Source organism: Nocardia sp. NPDC004123 (genome assembly GCF_053603795.1).
Genome location: NZ_JBSGGG010000017.1, coordinates 177,032 through 195,129, shown reverse-complemented (window position 1 = coordinate 195,129; position 18,098 = coordinate 177,032). Strand labels below are relative to the sequence as shown.

19 protein-coding genes are annotated in these 18,098 nt (G+C 69.5%); 13 read left to right on the top strand and 6 right to left on the bottom strand.

Annotation, left to right across the window (positions count from 1 at the left end):
- Window positions 1–12: 12 nt before the first annotated feature.
- Window positions 13–1,026 (top strand): GlxA family transcriptional regulator, encoded by a 1,014-nt coding sequence (locus tag ACWEQQ_RS25570; protein ID WP_452349963.1) that lies wholly within the window; start codon window positions 13–15, stop codon window positions 1,024–1,026.
- A gap of 215 nt (window positions 1,027–1,241) precedes the next feature.
- On the opposite strand, the gene ACWEQQ_RS25565 is transcribed toward ACWEQQ_RS25570, so the two are convergent.
- Window positions 1,242–2,687, bottom strand: coding sequence for a DUF349 domain-containing protein (locus tag ACWEQQ_RS25565; protein ID WP_452349962.1), 1,446 nt, complete (start codon window positions 2,685–2,687; stop codon window positions 1,242–1,244).
- A gap of 174 nt (window positions 2,688–2,861) precedes the next feature.
- On the opposite strand from ACWEQQ_RS25565, the gene ACWEQQ_RS25560 reads away from it, so the two are divergent.
- Genes ACWEQQ_RS25560 through dapF form a run of 4 tightly spaced genes read left to right on the top strand, consistent with a single transcriptional unit; the run spans window position 2,862 to window position 6,317 of the window.
- A complete protein-coding gene (locus tag ACWEQQ_RS25560; RefSeq protein ID WP_452349961.1) occupies window positions 2,862–3,650 on the top strand; it encodes a hypothetical protein in 789 nt (262 codons plus the stop codon).
- The gene (gene miaA / locus ACWEQQ_RS25555; protein WP_452349960.1) at window positions 3,647–4,579 is read left to right on the top strand and encodes a tRNA (adenosine(37)-N6)-dimethylallyltransferase MiaA; all 933 of its coding nucleotides are present in this window, start codon (window positions 3,647–3,649) and stop codon (window positions 4,577–4,579) included. Before ACWEQQ_RS25560 ends, miaA begins: the two co-directional genes overlap by 4 nt.
- The gene (locus tag ACWEQQ_RS25550) at window positions 4,576–5,391 is read left to right on the top strand and encodes a TrmH family RNA methyltransferase (protein WP_452340391.1); all 816 of its coding nucleotides are present in this window, start codon (window positions 4,576–4,578) and stop codon (window positions 5,389–5,391) included. Before miaA ends, ACWEQQ_RS25550 begins: the two co-directional genes overlap by 4 nt.
- A 5-nt stretch (window positions 5,392–5,396) precedes the next feature.
- Window positions 5,397–6,317 (top strand): diaminopimelate epimerase, encoded by a 921-nt coding sequence (gene dapF, locus ACWEQQ_RS25545; RefSeq protein ID WP_452340390.1) that lies wholly within the window; start codon window positions 5,397–5,399, stop codon window positions 6,315–6,317.
- Between the two features lie 8 nt (window positions 6,318–6,325).
- Here the strand turns inward: dapF and ACWEQQ_RS25540 are convergent, their stop codons facing one another.
- A complete protein-coding gene (locus ACWEQQ_RS25540) occupies window positions 6,326–7,447 on the bottom strand; it encodes an alkene reductase (protein WP_452349959.1) in 1,122 nt (373 codons plus the stop codon).
- 60 nt (window positions 7,448–7,507) lie between these two features.
- On the opposite strand from ACWEQQ_RS25540, the gene ACWEQQ_RS25535 reads away from it, so the two are divergent.
- The 4 genes from ACWEQQ_RS25535 to ACWEQQ_RS25520 all read left to right on the top strand — a co-directional run bounded on the left by ACWEQQ_RS25535 (window position 7,508) and on the right by ACWEQQ_RS25520 (window position 10,644).
- Window positions 7,508–7,879, top strand: a complete 372-nt coding sequence (locus tag ACWEQQ_RS25535; RefSeq protein WP_452349958.1) for a MerR family transcriptional regulator — start codon at window positions 7,508–7,510, stop codon at window positions 7,877–7,879.
- A 42-nt stretch (window positions 7,880–7,921) separates the two neighbouring features.
- Window positions 7,922–9,430, top strand: coding sequence for a GTPase HflX (gene hflX, locus ACWEQQ_RS25530; protein WP_452349957.1), 1,509 nt, complete (start codon window positions 7,922–7,924; stop codon window positions 9,428–9,430).
- A gap of 399 nt (window positions 9,431–9,829) precedes the next feature.
- Entirely contained in the window at window positions 9,830–10,264 is a 435-nt protein-coding gene (locus ACWEQQ_RS25525) for a hypothetical protein (protein ID WP_452349956.1), read from the top strand.
- Window positions 10,261–10,644, top strand: a complete 384-nt coding sequence (locus ACWEQQ_RS25520; protein WP_452349955.1) for a VOC family protein — start codon at window positions 10,261–10,263, stop codon at window positions 10,642–10,644. Before ACWEQQ_RS25525 ends, ACWEQQ_RS25520 begins: the two co-directional genes overlap by 4 nt.
- A gap of 217 nt (window positions 10,645–10,861) precedes the next feature.
- Here ACWEQQ_RS25520 and ACWEQQ_RS25515 read toward each other — a convergent pair whose 3' ends face one another.
- Both ACWEQQ_RS25515 and ACWEQQ_RS25510 read right to left on the bottom strand, forming a co-directional pair.
- Complete coding sequence (locus tag ACWEQQ_RS25515) at window positions 10,862–11,527, bottom strand: epimerase (protein ID WP_452349954.1); 666 nt, start codon at window positions 11,525–11,527, stop codon at window positions 10,862–10,864.
- 117 nt (window positions 11,528–11,644) lie between these two features.
- A complete protein-coding gene (locus ACWEQQ_RS25510; RefSeq protein WP_452349953.1) occupies window positions 11,645–12,652 on the bottom strand; it encodes a zinc-binding dehydrogenase in 1,008 nt (335 codons plus the stop codon).
- A gap of 54 nt (window positions 12,653–12,706) precedes the next feature.
- Between ACWEQQ_RS25510 and ACWEQQ_RS25505 the strand changes: the two genes are divergently transcribed.
- Window positions 12,707–13,483 (top strand): AraC family transcriptional regulator, encoded by a 777-nt coding sequence (locus ACWEQQ_RS25505; RefSeq protein ID WP_452349952.1) that lies wholly within the window; start codon window positions 12,707–12,709, stop codon window positions 13,481–13,483.
- A 9-nt stretch (window positions 13,484–13,492) separates the two neighbouring features.
- Here ACWEQQ_RS25505 and ACWEQQ_RS25500 read toward each other — a convergent pair whose 3' ends face one another.
- Both ACWEQQ_RS25500 and ACWEQQ_RS25495 read right to left on the bottom strand, forming a co-directional pair.
- Window positions 13,493–14,350 (bottom strand): aldo/keto reductase, encoded by an 858-nt coding sequence (locus ACWEQQ_RS25500; protein WP_452349951.1) that lies wholly within the window; start codon window positions 14,348–14,350, stop codon window positions 13,493–13,495.
- Window positions 14,351–14,376: 26 nt separating this feature from the next.
- Complete coding sequence (locus ACWEQQ_RS25495; RefSeq protein ID WP_452340382.1) at window positions 14,377–15,171, bottom strand: thioesterase family protein; 795 nt, start codon at window positions 15,169–15,171, stop codon at window positions 14,377–14,379.
- A 95-nt stretch (window positions 15,172–15,266) separates the two neighbouring features.
- Between ACWEQQ_RS25495 and ACWEQQ_RS25490 the strand changes: the two genes are divergently transcribed.
- From ACWEQQ_RS25490 to ACWEQQ_RS25480, 3 genes are all read left to right on the top strand, one after another.
- On the top strand, window positions 15,267–15,893 hold the full coding sequence (locus ACWEQQ_RS25490) for a TetR/AcrR family transcriptional regulator (RefSeq protein ID WP_452349950.1): 627 nt from the start codon (window positions 15,267–15,269) through the stop codon (window positions 15,891–15,893).
- Window positions 15,894–16,008: 115 nt separating this feature from the next.
- Entirely contained in the window at window positions 16,009–17,412 is a 1,404-nt protein-coding gene (locus ACWEQQ_RS25485; RefSeq protein ID WP_452349949.1) for a PucR family transcriptional regulator, read from the top strand.
- Window positions 17,413–17,509: 97 nt separating this feature from the next.
- A complete protein-coding gene (locus tag ACWEQQ_RS25480; RefSeq protein ID WP_379398794.1) occupies window positions 17,510–18,061 on the top strand; it encodes a nuclear transport factor 2 family protein in 552 nt (183 codons plus the stop codon).
- Window positions 18,062–18,098: the final 37 nt, after the last annotated feature.

The following is an 18,098-nucleotide window of genomic DNA, read 5'->3' as shown; positions in this document are numbered from 1 at the left end:
TAGATTCGAGTCATGGAATCGACCGGTCCCGGAACCCTGGCCGTCGCCGTCGCACCCGGCATGCCGATCTTCGAGGTGGCCATCCCGTACCAGGTCTTCTACGAGCCGCCCCTCGGCGTCGACCCCGCCGCCTGGTACGACTTCCAGCTCTGCGGCCCGCGCGACACCCAGCACGCCACGCTGCGAGATCCCTTCGTGGCCTTGACCGATCACGACTACGACGATCTGATCAGTGCCGACACCGTGATCGTCCCGTCCACCCCGAACGTCCGCGAGGACCCGCCCGCCGACCTGGTCGAGGCGGTCCGCACCGCCTACCAGCGCGGCGCCCGCATCGCCTCCCTGTGCACCGGCGCCTTCGTGCTGGCCGCCGCGGGCCTGCTCGACGGCCGCCGCATGACCACCCACTGGCGGCACATCGCCGCCCTGCGCGAGCGCCACCCCCACCTCGACATCGACCCCGGCGTGCTCTACATCGACGACGGCCGCATCCTCACCAGCGCCGGCACCATGGCCGGCATGGACCTGTGCATCCACCTGATCCGCAGGGACCTCGGCGCCGGGGCCGCCAATGCCGCCGCCCGCTACCTGGTCGTGTCCCCGCACCGCGCCGGCGGCCAGGCCCAATACCTGCAGTCCCCGGTGCCCGCCCAGCCCACCGACACCGGCCTCGCCACCACCCTCGAATGGGCCCTCGCCAATCTCGAACACCCCTTGACCGTCGCGGACCTCGCCGGCCATGCCAACCTCAGCGAGCGCACCCTGGCCCGCCGTTTCCACGCCGAACTCGGCGGCACCCCGCTCCAGTGGCTGCTCACCCAACGCCTGATCCGAGCCCGCGAACTCCTCGAACTCACCGACCTCCCCGTCGACGTCGTCGCCGCCCGCTGCGGCCTCGGCACCGCCGCCAACCTCCGCACCCACTTCAACCGCGAAGTAGGCCTCCCCCCGAGTGAATACCGCCGCTCGCACCGCCCCACCCGCCACGAGATCGTCACCGAACCCGCCCCGGCCCACCTCAACTGAAGCCCCGGCCGAGGATGGCCGTGCCAGCGCACCAACCATGGTGGGCCACAACCAGATCCGGCATCGGCTCGCCGGGGGGAGTTCAGGGCCGGCCGTGCCGGTGGTCACCGGGTGCGCGATCAGCTCTTCGCGACTCGGTGCGATGCACCGAGCCTGATCACGACCGCACCCGGAGTGCTGATCGCCTGGGCGACAAGGGAACCCAGGCGGTCGGCTCAGCGCTGGCTGACCGCGCCCTCGGCGGCCTCGGCCCACTCGCGCCACTGCTTGGCCTGCTCCAGGGCCTTCTCCGCGTCGCGGGTCTTGCCGGCGGCCTGGGCCTTGGCGGCCTGCTCCTCGAACTGGGCGACGCGCTCGCGGAATTGGGCGGCGCGGGCCATGGCCTCGGGGTCGGTGCGGCGCCACTGGGCGTCGACGGCCTCGCGGACCTTCTTCTCGATGGCGCGCAGGCGCGATTCCAGATCGTGCATGCGCTCGCGCGGGACCTTGCCGATGGCGTCCCACTTCTCCTGCAGCTCGCGCAGGGCGCTGCGGGCAGTGTCCAGGTCGGCATCGGGTTTGATGTGCTCGTAGGCGTGCAGCAGCGCTTCCTTGGCGGACGCGTTCTCCTCGAACTCGTGGTCGCGTTCGCTGGCGGCGGCATTGCGGGCGGCGAAGAAGACGTCCTGCGCGGCCTTGAACCGACGCCACAGCTGCTCGTCGGCCTCGCGCGGGGCGCGGCCGGCGGCCTTCCACTCGGTCAGCAGGTCGCGGAAGACGGCCGCGGTGCCGGACCAGTCGGTCGAACCCGACAGCTCCTCGGCGCGGACACAGAGCTCTTCCTTACGGCCCTTGGCGGCGGCACGCTCCCGGTCGAGTTCGGCGAAGTGAGCGCCGCGGCGGCGGTTGAAGGCCTCGCGGGCCTTGGAGAAGCGACGCCACAGCGCGTCGTCGACCTTGCGGTCCACGCCGCGAATGGTCTTCCACTCGTCCAGGATCTCCCGCAGCCGGTCACCGGCGACCTTCCACTGGGTGGAGTCGTTGGCGATCTGCTCGGCCTCGGCGGCCAGGGCTTCTTTGCGCTCGGTTTGCTCGTGCCGGGTGCGTTCCTTCTCCTCCTTGGCGTGCGCGGCCGCTTCGTCGGAGTGTTCGATGATGGCCTGCAGCCGGGCCGTCAACCCATCGATATCGCCGATGACCGCGGCCGTTGGCAATGTTTCGGCAATCGCAGTGGCGGCGGTCTTGGTCTTGCGGGCATCGGTGCCGGCGGCAAGTCGGGCCTCGAGCAAGGCGACCTCGGTGGCCAGATCGTCGTAGCGGCGGCCGAAGTGGGCCAGACCCTCGGCGGCGTCACCGGCCTGCCAGGAGCCGATGACACGTTCGCCGTCGGCGGTCTTCACCCAGGCGGTGCCGTCGTCGTCGACCCGTCCCCACTGGCTAGGGTCGCTCACGCTCGGTACGACGACCGGATGCGGATGGTGTGCCGCCGCGCCGGGCGTGGGCTTGACGGCATGGGGTTTGGGGGATTCGGGTTTGCGGCGCGGGCCCCCAGGACGGGGTGCGGTGGCGGCCGCCGGTGATGGCTCGGCGCCCTCGCTCGGGGTGGGCATCGGCGCGCCGGGCTTGGGCGTCGGGGTCGACTCCGGGTGGGTAGCCTTCTCGTTTCCGTTGTTGTCGGTCATTGCTCCTCGTCCCTGCCGCGCGTCACGGCTGCCTGGTTACGCCCTAGCTCATCGGTCTAGCTCATCCCATTCAACCAGGCTGAGATGGGAAATGCTGTCTTTGAGCCCGCTTCGGCGGCGCGGCGATCGGTGGGGGTGGGGCTGGTGAGGTGCGTTAGCGCTACGGTTGTCGGCGTGTTCTGTGTTGCGTCACTGGTCCCTTCGCCGCCCGTGCTGGTGCCCGAACTCGGGGGCGCGGCCGGTGCGTCGGCCGAAGGAACGGTCGCGGAGCTGCGAGCTGCGGTGTTGCGGGCCGTGGGGGAGTTGGCGGCCCGCGCGTCGCGGTGGATCGTGGTCGGCGTGGCGGAGCCGGAGGAGGGTTCCGGCGGCCGCGATTCCGGCCGTGTGATCGGATCCGATGCGGTGGGCACATTCCGGGGATACGGGGTGGACCTGTGTGTCGGTTTGTCTGGGGTGGTTGCCGAGCGTGTCGCGGACCCGATGCTGCCGCTGCCGGCTCTGATCGCGGGCTGGCTGCGCGAGCAGGTCGCGCCGGAGGCCACCGCCGAATGTCGTCTGATCTCGGCCGATGCCTCCGCCGACGAGAGCCTGAGCTTCGGCCGGCAGCTGCGGGCCGACCTGGACGCCGAGCCGGAATCGATCGCCGTGCTGGTCGTCGGCGACGGCGCGGCAACCCTGTCGCTCAAGGCCCCCCGGTATCTGGACGAGCGCGCCGCGGGCGTGCAGGAGGCCATCGACCGGGCGCTGAGCGCGGGGGACCGGCAGGCCCTGGCCGCCCTGGACACGCGCCTGTGCGCCGAGATCGAGGTGCAGGGCCGTCCCGCCTACCAGGTGCTGGCCGGGCTGTTCGCCACCGATCCCGCCGACCCCGACGTCGAAACCCTCTACGCCGCAGCCCCGTTCGGCGTCGCCTACCACGTCAGCGTGTGGCGTCCGCGTGAACCCGGCGGAGCCGTCACATGACCCGGCCCATCGCCGTGGTCGGCCCCACCGCCACCGGGAAATCCGATCTGGCCCTGGATCTGGCGCAGCGGCTCGACGGCGAGATCGTCAATATCGACGCCATGCAGCTCTACCGCGGCATGGACATCGGCACCGCCAAACTGCCGGTGCCCGAACGCCGCGGCATCCCGCACCACCAGCTCGACGTCCTCGACATCACCGAAACCGCCACCGTCGCCTCGTATCAGACGGCGGCCCGCGCCGATGTGGAGGCCATCATGGCGCGCGGGCGCACCCCGGTCATCGTCGGCGGCTCCATGATGTATGTCCAAGCGCTGCTGGACGATTGGGATTTTCCGGCCACCGACCCGGAGATCCGCGCCAAATGGGAGGCGGTGCTGGCCGATCGCGGCACCGTCGCCGTGCACGAGGCATTGAAGCGGGCCGACCCCGTGGCCGCGCAGACCATCCTGCCCACCGACGGCCGCCGCATGGTGCGTGCGCTGGAGGTGGTGGAGCTGACCGGTGAGCCGTTCGCCGCCTCGGCGCCTCAGATCGGTGAACCACGGTGGGGGACGCTCATTATCGGCGTCGACCGCGACACGGCCGAATTGGACGCCCGCATCGAGGTGCGCACCGCGACCATGTTCGAATCCGGTCTCGTCGAGGAGGTCGAGGGCCTCGTCGCGCTGGGCCTGCGCCACGGCCAAACCGCCCGGCGCGCCATCGGTTACGCGCAAGTCCTCGATTTCCTGGACAACGAATACGAGCTGAACGAAGCTCAGGAGCGCACCTTCATCGGCACCCGGCGCTATGTCCGGCGACAACGTTCGTGGTTCCGTCGAGACCAGCGGGTGCGATGGGTGGACGGCGCGGATCCCGCTTTGGCGGACACCGCGCTGGCCCTCGTCAACTCCTCATCGATGAGGGACGAACAGGAACCCCAGTGACGCGTCGCGCGAACACTCGCACCGCGGCGGTTCAGGTGTGGCAGGCCTACCTGACCACCCGTGCCGCCCGGATCCGGGACAATCGATTCCTGGTGCAGGGCATGCGGCCCATCAGCCGCGCCCTCGAATGCCGTTGGCCGCTGGAGACTCTCGTGTACCGGCTACCCGAGCCGTCACCGTGGGCGCGGCAGGTGCTCGATTCCAGTGGCGTGCCCAGTGTCGGGCTGGTGCCGGAGGTGATGGCCGGGCTGGCCGAACCCAGTGAGCCGGTGCCGGAACTGGTGGCGGTGGCGGTGACCCAGCGGCCCGAGCTGGAGGATTTCGCGCCGGGCACGCCGGAGGATCCGGCCACCGTGGTGGTCATCGACCGGCCCGCGTCGGCGATCCGGCTGGGGGCGCTCATCCGTTCGGCGGCGGCGTTCGGGGTGGGCGGGGTGATCGTGACCGGTTCCGGCGTCGACCACTACGACCCGCAGAGCGTGCGTGCCTCCGACGGTGCGCTCTTCGCCGTCCCCGTGCTGCGCGCCTCGGGCCCGGCGCAGGTGGGCGCGTTCCGGGACCGGCAGCGGGCCCGCGGCGTCGCCACCCGTCTCGTCGGCAGTGACGACCACGGCGGCCTTGCCCTCGACGACGCCGAGTTCGACGGCGGCACCGTCCTGGTCCTGGGTGACGAGAGCGAATCGCTCGCGCCCGGCTGGCGGCAGGTGTGCGACGAGCTGATCTGCATCCCGACCGACGGCACCCTCGGTGCGCCCTCGGCGGCCGCGGTGGCCCTCTACGAAATATCCCGGCAGCGCCGGGCGCTACGGTGAGGACTATGACGACCGAGAACAGCGCCGCTGACATCGAATTCAGCAAGGGCCACGGCACCCAGAACGATTTCGTGGTGCTGCCGGACCCGGACGCGTGGCTGGAGCTCACGCCGTCCCGGGTCGCCGCGCTGTGCGACCGGCAGCGCGGGCTCGGCGCGGACGGGGTGCTGCGGGTCGCGCGCGCGGGCGCGCTGATCGAAACCGGCGTGCTGGCCGCGCTGCCCGAGGGCGTCAGCGCCGGGGACTGGTTCATGGACTACCGCAATGCGGACGGATCCATCGCCGAGATGTGCGGCAACGGGGTGCGCGTGTTCGCGCATTACCTGGTCGCGACCGGGATGGAGCAGAGTGCGGAATTCGTGGTCGGTTCGCGCGCTGGCGCGCGGCCGGTGGTGGTGCACCACGCCGATCCCGTGCACGGCGAGGTGACCGTGGCCATGGGCCGGGTGAAGACGCTCGGCATCTCGACCGCGACCGTGAGCGGACGCGAATTCACCGGCCTCGGCATCGATGTCGGCAATCCGCACCTGGCCTGCGTGGACCCGGAGCTGACCACGGCTTCGCTCGCGGAACTGAACCTCGAGCAGCTGCCGGGCTTCGACCACACCCTGTTCCCGAACGGCGTGAACGTCGAGATCCTCACCGCGCTGGCCGTCGGCTCGGACGGTGAGCGGGGCGTCGACATGCGCGTCTACGAGCGCGGTGTCGGCGAAACCCGCTCCTGTGGAACGGGAACCGTGGCCGCGGCGGCCGCCGCCCTGGCCCGCGACGGCTTCGACCTGGCCTCCGATGTCGGGCATGTGAAGGTCCGCATTCCCGGTGGCGTGGTGACCGTCGGTATCGAGAACGGGGCGGCCTGGCTGCGCGGCCCGTCGGAGCTGGTGGCGACGGGCCGCATTGCGGCCAAGTGGTGGCAGGACGCCTGACCCGCTGATCACGCCGCGGTGCTGCTGAGCGCCGCGTCGGCGGCGGATTCGAGTGCCGGGTAGTCGGTGTAGCCCTCTGCGCCGCCGACATACATCAGGTGTGCGTCGCGCACCGGGTTCAGTGGCGCACCGATCCGCAGGCGGTCCACCAGATCCGGGTTGGCCAGGAACGACCGGCCCAGTGACACCAGGTCCGCGCCCGCGGCGAGCAGCGCACGGGCCGCGGCGGCGCCGCCGTCGGCGGGCAGCGGGACGCCCCAGCCGAGGTTCGGATTGGCGATCAGCGTGGTCGGCCACAAGCTCCGAATCTGCTGGAAGAGCGTGCTTTCCGGGTCCGCGAACACCACGTGCAGGTAGGCCGGATGGCGCTGCGCCAGCGCCGCGACCAGTGCCGGGTACAGCTCGCCGGTATCGGTTTCGGCGATGCCGTTGACGGTGACGCCGGGTGCGATCCGCACCCCGACCCGCTCCGCGCCGATGGCCGCGATCACCGCGTCCACCACCTCGAGGGTGAACCGGATCCGGTTCTCGATCGAGCCGCCGTACGCGTCGGTGCGGTGATTGGTATTGCCCGACAGGAACTGGTGCAGCAGATAGCCGTTGGCGCTGTGGATCTCGACGCCCTCGAATCCGGCGGCCACCGCCTTGCGGGCGGCCGTCGCGAAATCGGCGATGGTGTCCTGGATTTCGTCCTCGGTGAGCTCGTGCGGAGTCACCGCCTCCTGCCGGCCGGACGGTGTGTGGATGGTCTCCGGCAGTGGGATCGGCGACGGTGCGACCGGGGTCAGTCCGCTGTTGTCCGGGTGCCCGACCCGCCCGCCGTGCTGGAGTTGCAGGAACATCCGCCCGCCCGCGGCCCGCACCGAGTCGGTGACGCGCCGCCAGCCGGCGAGGTGCGAATCGGTGTAGAGGGCCGGGATGTTCGGGTAGGTCAGCCCGGCCGGGTTCGGGGTGGCCGCTTCGGCGATGATCAGTCCCGCTCCCGCGCGCTGCGTGTAGTAGGTCGCCATGAGCTCGGTGGGGGTCCCGTCGGCTGCGGCGCGATTGCGGGTCATAGGGGCCATGACCAGCCGGTTCGGGAGTTCCAGGTGGCCGATCCGGCCGGTGCTGAAGAGGTCCGTGTTCGTCATGACCGTAAGGTAGAACCTGACATTGATGTGAGGTGCAAGCCTCGGAATCCGGAGTGCCGCATGCGAATCGGTGAGCTGGCCAGACGCACCGGCGTGAGCGAACGATCGCTGCGCTACTACGAGGAGCAGGGCCTGCTCGTCGCCGCCCGCACCCCCGGCGGCCAGCGCGACTATCCGGACCTCGCCGTCGACCGCGTCATCCACATCCAGGAGCTCTTCGCCGCCGGCCTCAACAGCAAGAAGATCTTCGAGATCCTGCCCTGCATGCGCGACACCGACGGGGGCGCCAACGAGCGAGCCACGCCCGAGCTCGTCGACGAGTTGGTTGCCGAACGCGATCGCATCGACCGCACCATCGCCGAGCTGCTGCGCTCCCGCGAAGTCCTCGACGATGTCATCTCGCGAGCCGGGGAACGCTTCGCCGCGAAATAACCGAGTGCGGTCGTTCGTTGGGACGTGGGAACATGGAGGTGTATGAGTAAGCCAGAAACGTATGAGTTCACTCCCGCCGAAGACCTCGACGAGGAGATCAACGACGCCCCCGAGACCGGCCGCAACGGCTGGTCGGCCGCGCCGACGGTAGGTGAACTGCAGCTCGAGGACCGCAGCGCCCTGCGCCGTGTCGCGGGTCTGTCCACCGAACTCACCGACGTCACCGAGGTCGAGTACCGGCAGCTGCGCCTGGAGCGCGTGGTGCTGGTCGGCGTCTGGACCGAGGGTACGGCCACGCAGGCCGAGGCGAGCATGGCCGAGCTGGCCGCGCTGGCCGAGACCGCCGGTTCGGAGGTGCTCGACGCGATGATCCAGCGTCGTGACCGCCCCGACAAATCCACCTATATCGGCTCCGGCAAGGCCGAGGAGCTACGCGCCATCGTTCTCGAGTCCGGCGCCGACACCGTCATCTGCGACGGTGAACTGACCCCCGCGCAGCTGACCGCGCTGGAGAAGGTCGTGAAGGTGAAGGTCATCGACCGCACCGCGCTGATCCTGGACATCTTCGCCCAGCACGCCACCTCGCGCGAAGGCAAGGCGCAGGTCTCGCTCGCGCAGATGGAGTACATGCTGCCGCGGCTGCGCGGCTGGGGTGAGTCCATGTCCCGGCAGGCCGGTGGTCGCGCCGGCAGCAATGGCGGTGTGGGTCTGCGTGGTCCCGGTGAGACCAAGATCGAGACCGACCGTCGCCGCATTCGTGAGCGAATGGCCAAGCTGCGCCGCGAGATTCGCGAGATGAAGACCGCCCGCGACACCAAGCGCGCCAAGCGTTCGGAGAGCAGCATCCCGCAGGTGGCCATTGTCGGCTACACCAACGCGGGCAAGTCGTCGCTGATGAACGCGCTGACCGATGCCGGAATCCTGGTGCAGGACGCGCTGTTCGCCACCCTGGATCCGACCACCCGCCGCGCCGCCCTGGAGGACGGCCGCGAAGTGGTGTTCACCGACACCGTCGGTTTCGTGCGTCACCTGCCCACCCAGCTGGTCGAGGCGTTCCGGTCCACCCTGGAAGAGGTGACGGGCGCCGACCTGCTGCTGCACGTGGTCGACGGCTCCGACCCGCTGCCGGATCAGCAGATCAAGGCGGTCCGCGAGGTCATCACCGACGTGCTGCGCGAGTCCAAGCTGCCCGCGCCGCCGGAGTTCCTGGTGGTCAACAAGATCGACGCGCTCGAACCGCTGGAGCTGACCCAGCTGCGCGGCTGGCTGCCGGACGCGGCCTTCGTCTCGGCCCGCACCGGCGAGGGTCTCGACCAGCTCCGTGACCTCCTGGGCCAGATCCTCGGCGGCCTGGATGTCGAGGTCAGCGTGCTGCTGCCGTACACCCGCGGCGACCTGCTCGCCCGCATCCACGCCGACGGCAAGATCCTCAGCTCCGAACACGAGGAGTCCGGCACCCGGGTCCACGCCCGCGTCCCGGATGCTCTCGCCGGCCAGTTGACCGAGTTCGCCCACGCGGGCGGCTCGCCCAACGGCTCACAACCCTCCTGACCCGCCCGGCCGGAGGTAGCCGACTACCTCCGGCTGTGGCGTGTCCGGCGTCATCGCCGGGGCTCAGCTCCTCGCCTGTCGCCGCTCCGCACGGTGCCGCCCCGCCCGTGCGCGGCGAGCGGAGCTCCTGATGTCTTCGACGAGGCAAGCGGCGAGCAATATTCCGCCCAAAACGGTCATCAGCGACAAAACCCAAGCATCCCAAGGCATTACGACTCCCACTGTTTCTTCGGATTGCGAATGAACCTGCGGTCGAATCTGATTTGCTGACGCTCTGTGATAAGTAGACATCCAAACGTGTTGCCGGAGTGAGTCCCTCGCTGACATTTCACGAAATGCGATGAAAGTCCGTCTCGGCGGCGTCCGTGGCGGACATTTCCCAGATAGCGAGGCTAAGAAATGACTGAATTGACGGTCTCTCGCATGGATTTCGGGAACTTCATGCGCGGAGTACGTGCAGACGCACATCAGACGCTCCTCGCCGCCGCGTTGTCGGAGACGAACACCCGTCCACCGCGCTGCCCAGCGCGACTCGACAAGCATCCACTTTCGCTGATTACCCGTGTCGAACGGTCCGCGTTCCGTACTCGGCCGCTCCTTGGTTCGGGTGCGGATCAGCGTCGACAGGCGGTGGTCACCGCGACCCAGGCGATGTCGTCGCGGGCCGCCGGCGCGGTGGTCGAGGATTCGGAGGCGTCGAGAGCGGACGCGGACCTGCCAGAATTGCTGTGTGGCCGCCATCGGGTTGACCATGCCGGAGATGCGCAAGGCTCCCGCCCGGCGGAGGCGGCGGTGGCGGCGCCCGGCACAACACGATCAGGAGAAGCACTGTGAGTGTTCACCTCAACCACACCATCGTCCGCTGCTCGGACAAGCAGGTGTCATCCCACTTCTACGCCGACATCCTCGGCCTCCCCGCCCCCGTCGTCGCCGGACCGTTCCTCATGGTCGTCCTCGACAACGACGTCTCCCTCGACTTCGCCGACGGCGGCGGCATCCCGCACCCCCAGCACTACGCCTTCCTGGTCTCCGAGCCAGAGTTCGACGCCATTCACGCCCGTATCAAGGACCGCGGCCTCACCTGGTGGGCCGACCCCCACCACACCCTCGAGGGCGAGATCAACACCCATGACGGTGGGCGCGGCCTCTATTGGAACGACCCCGACGGCCACGGACTGGAGATCATCACGGTGCCCTACGGCGGCTTCCGCTGACGACCGGTCGGGTGTGGCGCTGCCGACCGGGCCCTCGGGCCTACCGCCCGTCGGCAGCGCGGTCGGCACGCACGACGAATGGCGCATCGTGACCACGGAGTGCAACAGCTGATCCGGCACACCGCCGCCGGTGACATGGCGGCGGTCGGATCGAGGGCGTCGTCGACCGCCGAAGTCGTGGCCTCGCGAGGCAACTGGTCAGGGCTGACGCTCTCCGTTACGACCTGGCGTGCGCGGAGATCTGCCGGGGCGTGAGGACGTGGCTGTCCGCTCCGGAGGCTGCGATGGTGATCATGGCGCGACCGATTTCGCGATTGTCGTTGAACGCGTTCGGGGCCAGCCGCTTCAGCAGCGGGATCAGTGGGCCTGTGACCGCGTACGCGGCGCGATACAGCGGGGTCTTGGAGATCACGCCGTCCATGGGCTGGACGAATCCGGGGCGGAACATGTACGCCTGGAAGGGAAGTGCGAGCAGGTCGTTCTCGGTCTTTCCCTTCACTCGCGCCCACATCGAGCGGCCCTTCTCGCTGCTGTCGGTGCCCTGGCCGGAGACGTAGACGAATGTCAGCTTCGGGTTCCCGGCCGCCAGCGTGCGACCGACCTTCAGGGTCAGGTCATAGGTGATCCGGCGGTAGTCCTCCTCTTTCATGCCGACGGAGGAAACACCGAGGCAGAAGAAGCAGGCGTCGAACTCAGGTAGCTCGCCGGCGATCGCGGAGAGATCGGACGGGTCGGGCTGGACCAGCTCGCGCAGCTTGGGGTTCTCGACACCGAGCGAGCTGCGCCCGACGGCGAGGACCTGCTCGACCCGAGCGTCGCGCAGGCACTCGTTGAGAACCCCGTGCCCGATCATGCCGGTCGCTCCGAAGAGGATCACCTTCATGCCAGGCATCTTGCCCCAGCGGCGACTGAATGGTGTGGACGTGCGGCTGGGTGACCGATCCGGGAGGGGAATCGGATCGAGCGCTGGCAGCCTGCCTGAACATCGGTGCGCGGCGGCTCAGGGCAGCATCACGACTTTGCCGGTGGCCTGGTTGTTTTCCATGTATCGATGGGCGGCGGCGATCTCGTCGAGGCGGAAGATGCGGTCGATGGTGGGGTGGTAGGCGCCTGATTCGATGTCGTGGATGATCCGTTGCAGCACAGGCGTTCCCGCGCCGCCCTCGCGGTTCTTGCTGTGGAAGGCCGTGAGTCTGGTGCCGGAGGGGATCATCGCGATCGGTTCGAAATCGGAGATGAGCCATCCGCTGAGCGAGCCCGACACACAGACCGTGCCGCCGCGCCGGACCAGGTGGAGCGAGTCCACCGCGGTGCGGGCGCCGACCAGGTCCAGGACGTAGTCCGGGCCGTCGGGCCAGATGGCGTGCACGCTCGCGGCCAGTGATTCGCCGTCGTCGATGAGCACATGGTCGACGCCGGTCGCGCGCAGGGCGTCGATCCTGCTGGGCTGCCGCGTCGTTGTCGCGGTCTCGAGGCCGTGGCCGACGGCGATCGACGCGGCGGCCATGCCCACCGAGGAGGTGCCGCCGCGAATCAGCAACCGGCCCTTGGTGTCCGGCTCGATTCCCAGCGCGTCGAGCGAGCCCTGGGCGGTCAGGTAGGACTCGGGGAGGGCGGCCAGGATCTCCCACGGCAGGGTGGTGGTGATCGGCATCAGGAGGGAGTTCGGCAGGAGGGCGTACTCGGCGTAGCCGCCGTCGAAATCGCGGCCCATCTCGCCCATGACCGCGGCGACGGTCGTGCCCTCCGGAAGCGCGGGATCGGTGGAGGCGGCGATGATTCCGACGCATTCGATGCCGAGTACCCGCGGGAAGCGCACGCTGGGGGAGTGTCCCTGGCGGGTCCGCAGCTCCGACCGGTTGAGGCCCGCGCCCTTCACCTGCACCAAGCTCCAGCCCTCCCGGACCTCGGGGATCGGCAGCTCGCGGATGTCCAGAACCTCGGGGTCGCCGGCCCGGCCGCAGATCGCTGCTCGCATAGTCGTATTCACTCGCGTCATCGTGTTCATGCATCCACTGTCGACGACCGGCAGGCTGGCGGGCTACCGATAGAATGCCAAGCTATGCCCGATAGCCGCCAACCTCTCGAGTCGCGGCTGTGGCCGTCCGGCGGAGCCCACCTCTGGTCGTCGGGCGCGGCGAGTTCGGCCGATTCCCATTCGCGTGGGCACCTGGTGTACGCGGCGCGCGGCGTGCTGTCGGTGCACACCGAACGCGGCACCTCGATCGTCCCGGCCAATCGAATCGCCTGGACGCCAGCGGGATTCACGCACTACCACCGCGCGCACGGCCACACCGACATGCGGATCGTCTTCCTGCCGCCCGCGCTCGCCGGGCTGATACCGGACCATCCCGCCGTGTTCCTGGCCTCCGACCTGGCCCGCGAAATCGTGCTCGCGCTCACCGGCACCCGCGAGCACGACCGCGCCGCGCGCGCCCGCCTGCAACGTGTCCTCGTCGACGAACTGCGCGAAGCGCGCGAGCAGCCACTGCAACTGCCGGAGCCCCGCGATGATCGGTTGCAGGCCCTTGCGCGGATGCTGTACGAAAATCCCGGGGACAACAGCTCATTGGCGGATCTCGGCCGGGCGGCCGGAGCCGGCTCCCGCACCCTGAGCCGGCTGTTCCGCAACGAACTCGGCATGACCTTCTACGAGTGGCGCACCCAGGTCCGGGTCTATCACGCCCTCGTCCTCCTCGCCGACGGCCATGACACGACGCAGGTCGCGCACGCGTGCGGGTGGTCGAATCCCAGCGGCTTCATCACCGCTTTCACGGCCCTCGTCGGCACCACCCCCGGCCGCTATCGAATCGCGCACCAGCACAAGGCCGCTCGATAGCCGGCGGGCTCAGACGTCCAGGCCGGCGGTGAGGGTGGCCGGGTCGGGGCCGATCCGAGTGCCCCGGTCGACGCCGTCGATGCGGGCCAGCTGGCCGGGCGTCAGCTCGAAGGAGAAGACATCGAAGTTCTCCCGGATGCGGGACGGGGTCACCGATTTCGGGATCACCACATTGCCGAGCTGCAGATGCCAGCGGATGATCACCTGCGCCGGGGTCCGGCCGGTTTCCTCCGCGATCTCGACGATGGCCGGATCCTTCAGATCCGCGCCCCGGCCGAGCGGACTCCAGGCCTCGGTCACGATGCGGTGCTCGGCGTGGAAGGCCCGCAGCTCGGTCTGCGCCAGGTGCGGGTGCAGTTCGATCTGGTTCACCGCCGGGGTTTCGCCGGTCTCGTCGATAACGCGCTCGAGGTGATCGCGGTTGAAGTTCGAGACGCCGATCGACCGGATCCGGCCCTCGGACTTCAGGGTCTGGAAGGCCCGGAACGTATCGACGAACCGACCGGCCTGCGCCACCGGCCAGTGAATGAGATACAGGTCCAGATAGTCCATTCCGAGCCGCGCCATGCTGGCGTCGAAGGCGCGCAGAGTGGAGTCGTAGCCCTGTTCGGAGTTCCACAGTTTGGTGGTGAGGTAGACCTGTTCGCGCGGCAGCCCGTACTCGTGGATGGCGCGGCCCACCTCGACCTCGTTGCCGTAGATCGCGGCGGTATCGATGCTGCGGTAACCGGTTTGGAGCGCCGCGGTGACGGTGTCGAACGTCTCCGCGCCGGCGACCTGGAACACTCCGAAACCGAGTGCCGGAATCACGTTTCCGTCGTTCAGGACGATCGACGGCACTGTGCCGCTGTCGCTGTGGAAGGTCATGCCCATCGACTATAGGGCCCGATCGGTCAGGGCTGCGGGCGCACGGTCAGGATCTGCTGGGCGTAACCGACCGCGCCGCGGACGTCGTGGAGAACGGTGCTGGTCAGCCCTTGCCCGGTGTGGCCGAAGGTGACCGTCGTATCGAGGCCGGTCCACTCGCCCTCCGGCTGCCGGTAGAGGTGGATGGTCAGGTCCACGTTCGGGAACATCCACTTGGTGGGCTCCTGCCGGACCGCGATGCCGTTGGCGGTGTCGACCAGTGCGATGTAGGAGGCGAGAGCCTCGGACTGCTCGCCCGCGACCAGGTCCAGGGAGGTGGTGATCCAGGCCGTGGTGCGGCCGGGCTGCGGGATACCGACCGGCCGGGTGTCGATCGAGGCGATGTAGCCGCCCGACCAGAGCGAACCGAGCTCCCAGGACTCCAGCTCATCGGGCGCGGGCAGCCGATCCGGTTCGCCGCCCGCGACGCTGTCGGTGTCCTGGACGCCCAGGAACCAGGCCCGGGCGCTCACCACGCTGCGGCCGCCGATGGTCACCGTGGCCTGCACCAGCTCGATGGTGCGGCCGGGCCGGACGGTCTCGACGCGAATCTCGAACTCCTCGAACCCGATCCGGCCGAGGATGTCGAAGCTGATGCGGCTCAACAGCAGACCCGGGCGATCGGCGCGGGCGCGCAGGATCTCGTGCACGATCAGGCCACCGACCGGGCTGAAGTGCTGTTCGTCGTCGGCCCACGCGCCGCCCGCATGGCGGGTGGGGACGAATCGGTGTTCGCCGACTCGCCGGAAGTAGCTGGACTCGGGTGCGCTGGTCTCCGTCACATTTCCCAACCTACGGGTCGAGTTTTGATCTGGCTAGTCGGTAAACCATCTTTGTGGTCGGAACAACCGACCCGAGCGCCGCCTATGATCGAGCGATGACTTCGACCGTGGACGAGGACGCCGCCCCCGCCGGGCGCGCGGCACGCCGGCGTGACCGCCGCAAGGCGGAGATCATCGCGACCGCGCTGCAGATCCTGTCCAGCAGTGGCTATCAGGGCATGCGGTTCGAGGACGTCGCCGAGCGCACCGACATCGCCAAAGCCACGCTCTACCACTACTTTCCGAGCAAGGACGCGCTGGTGTCCGCGGCGCTGGAGAAACTCACCGCCGACGTCCTGACCAGCCTCCGCGCGGCCCTGGACACCGCCGCCGACGCGCCGCCCGCCGAGCAGCTGCGGGTCCTGATCGCGGCCCAGCTGCATGTGCTGACGGTGCTGTATCCCGAGGTCGGCAAGCTCTTCTCGTTCCCCGCCCCCTGGCCGAGCGAGCACTCCGAGGCCATCAAGACCATGCGCCGCCGCCACGACCGCCTCTTCCGCGAGGTCATCGACCGCGGAATCGATTCCGGCGCCTTCGACTGCCCCGACCCCTCGGTGGCCCTGCACTGCCTGCACGGCATCCTCAACCACGCCTCCATCTGGCTGCGCCCCGAGGCCGATCCGGACCACCGCACCCGCGATGCGGTGGTCGACGAATCGCTCAGACTGTTCCTTCGCGCCTGACCCCTCGGCGTTGTCGCGTCCCACTCAGTTGGACGGTTCGACCGATTCGTGATGAATTCGGCCGAGCGGTTGCGAATCTGAGGGGATATCCCATCAGAGTGGAGGGAGCAGCGGGATGGAGCCTGCGCCGACCCCGAACCCGCTGCGACTGTCCGAGCTCGGTGCTGATTCGACCGCGGTATTGCGCGTCATCGCGCACTTCGACGATTTCGACGAGTCCGCCGCCAATGCCGACACGGTCGTGCGAGCCGCCGCGCTGCTGGCCGAATGCCCGGTCGGGGCGAGCTGGCCGTCCGGGACCGTGATCCGCTACGACGCCGCGGGCCGCCTGCTGCCCGCCACGGGCACGCCCGCCGACGCGGTCGGGACCGACCCCGCCGTCTGGCTGGAGCGGCAGGCGGCGCCGGCCGCGGCCGCCGCAGGGGAATCCGACCGGCCGCGACGCAACGGTGCGACGGCGGCCGGACCACGAAATCGGCAGCGGGACAACATGATCGCTGAGCGCTCGGGTCCGCACGGGCAACCTGCGGCCGCGGCGCATCCGCTGGACGGCGTGGTGCTGGATCGGCTGCGGCATTGTCTGCGCGTGGTGTCGGTGCGGCAGGCGGCCAATCCGCTGCGGATGGATGATCCGGCATTGCTGGAAGTGGTGCTCTCGGAGAAGGAACGGCGTGAGGATCGCGTGCGGGCCATGCGGTTGCTCGGGCTGGATCCGGCGCGGGCGACGCGGGTGCTGGCGGTGGCCGGGCCGGGCGCCGCGGCCGCGGTGCGGATCATCGGCGAGCACGTGCCGATCCTGCGGCAGGCCGTGATCGGGGCGACGACCGCGGTGCTGGTCCAGGATTTCGCGCCGCCCGGTGGTGCCGGGGAGACCACGCGACGCCCGGCTGCCGCCTCGGACCGCTCGGTGCCGGCGGCCGGGAGCTCGGCGGTGCCGGTCCCGACCGGTCCCGGGCGTCCGTCGATGGTCGACCGTGGGCTGTCGGATGTCTTGAATGCTGCTGTCGCGCAGTCGTTCCCGGCATCGCAGGCGGGCACCGGCGGGCCGTGGATCGGGGTGGGGGAGCGGTTGCCGGCCTTCGCGGCGGCCACCTCGTGGGAGCAGGCGCGCCGCGCGATGCGATTCGCGTCGTCGACCTGGCACGGACGGCGGGTGATCGCGTTCGAGCGGCTGGGGGCGCTGGAGCTGCTGGCGGATCTGCCGGTGCAGCGGCTGCTGGGGACGGCGGATGTCATGCGGATCAACGAGTTCGCCGCCACCGAGGCGGGAGCGCTGGCCGTCGACACCCTCGAGGCGTTCTGCGTCTTCGGCACCCTGCGGCGGACCGCGACCGAACTGCACCTGCACCACAGCACGGTGGCCGCGCGGATAGCGCAGGTCGAGGCGGTGATGGGCTGGGATGTGGACGAGGCGCTGGACCGGTTCACCGCCACCCTGGTGCTGACGGTCCGGCGCATGACGTTGTCCTCCGCGCAGTTGGCGGGCCGCATGCCGCCCGATCCGACAGGTGTCGGGTGAAGGCGGTGATACCCGCGACGGGCGGCGGGTGATCCGGGTCACGTCGTTCGGTGACGATCGGTGGGCACAACCGGTGCGGGAGAAGGAGATTCACACCATGGCGATTGTCGATCCGGCCAAGACCTGGGAGCTGCTCGAGCAGCGGCTGGCCGTCACCACCAACGAGCGCCACCGCCAGGTGCTCGGCATCGTCATCGAGCACATGAAGGCCGAGGCCGCCCCCGACCTGGACGGTCTGATGCGCACCCTGGTCGCGGAACCGGACTACCACTTCTGGAACGCGGGCCAGGATGTCGGACCGAAGGGGTGGGACACCGTGCACGCCTACTACTCGGCCTTCGTCGAGAGCAAGTCCAACATCCTGGAGTTCGAGCTGGACCGCCTGCTGGTGGACGACGACTGCGTGGTCACCGAGGGCTTCCTCAAGCAGATCTATCCGGGCGCCTACGCCGCCCAGATCGGCATCCCCGTCGACGATCCCGCCGCCGACTACCTGATCACCTTCCGCCAGCTGCTGCTGTGGCCGGTCGACGCGAACGGCCTGATCGTCGGCGAGGACTCCTACCACTCGGGCCCGGTGGAGATCCGCAAGCTGTCCTTCGACGAGCTGCCCAGGGAATACGTCGAACTCGTGCACCCGGCCGTCTGACAGCGGCGAGACTCGGCATATGGAAGGCGAATCGGAC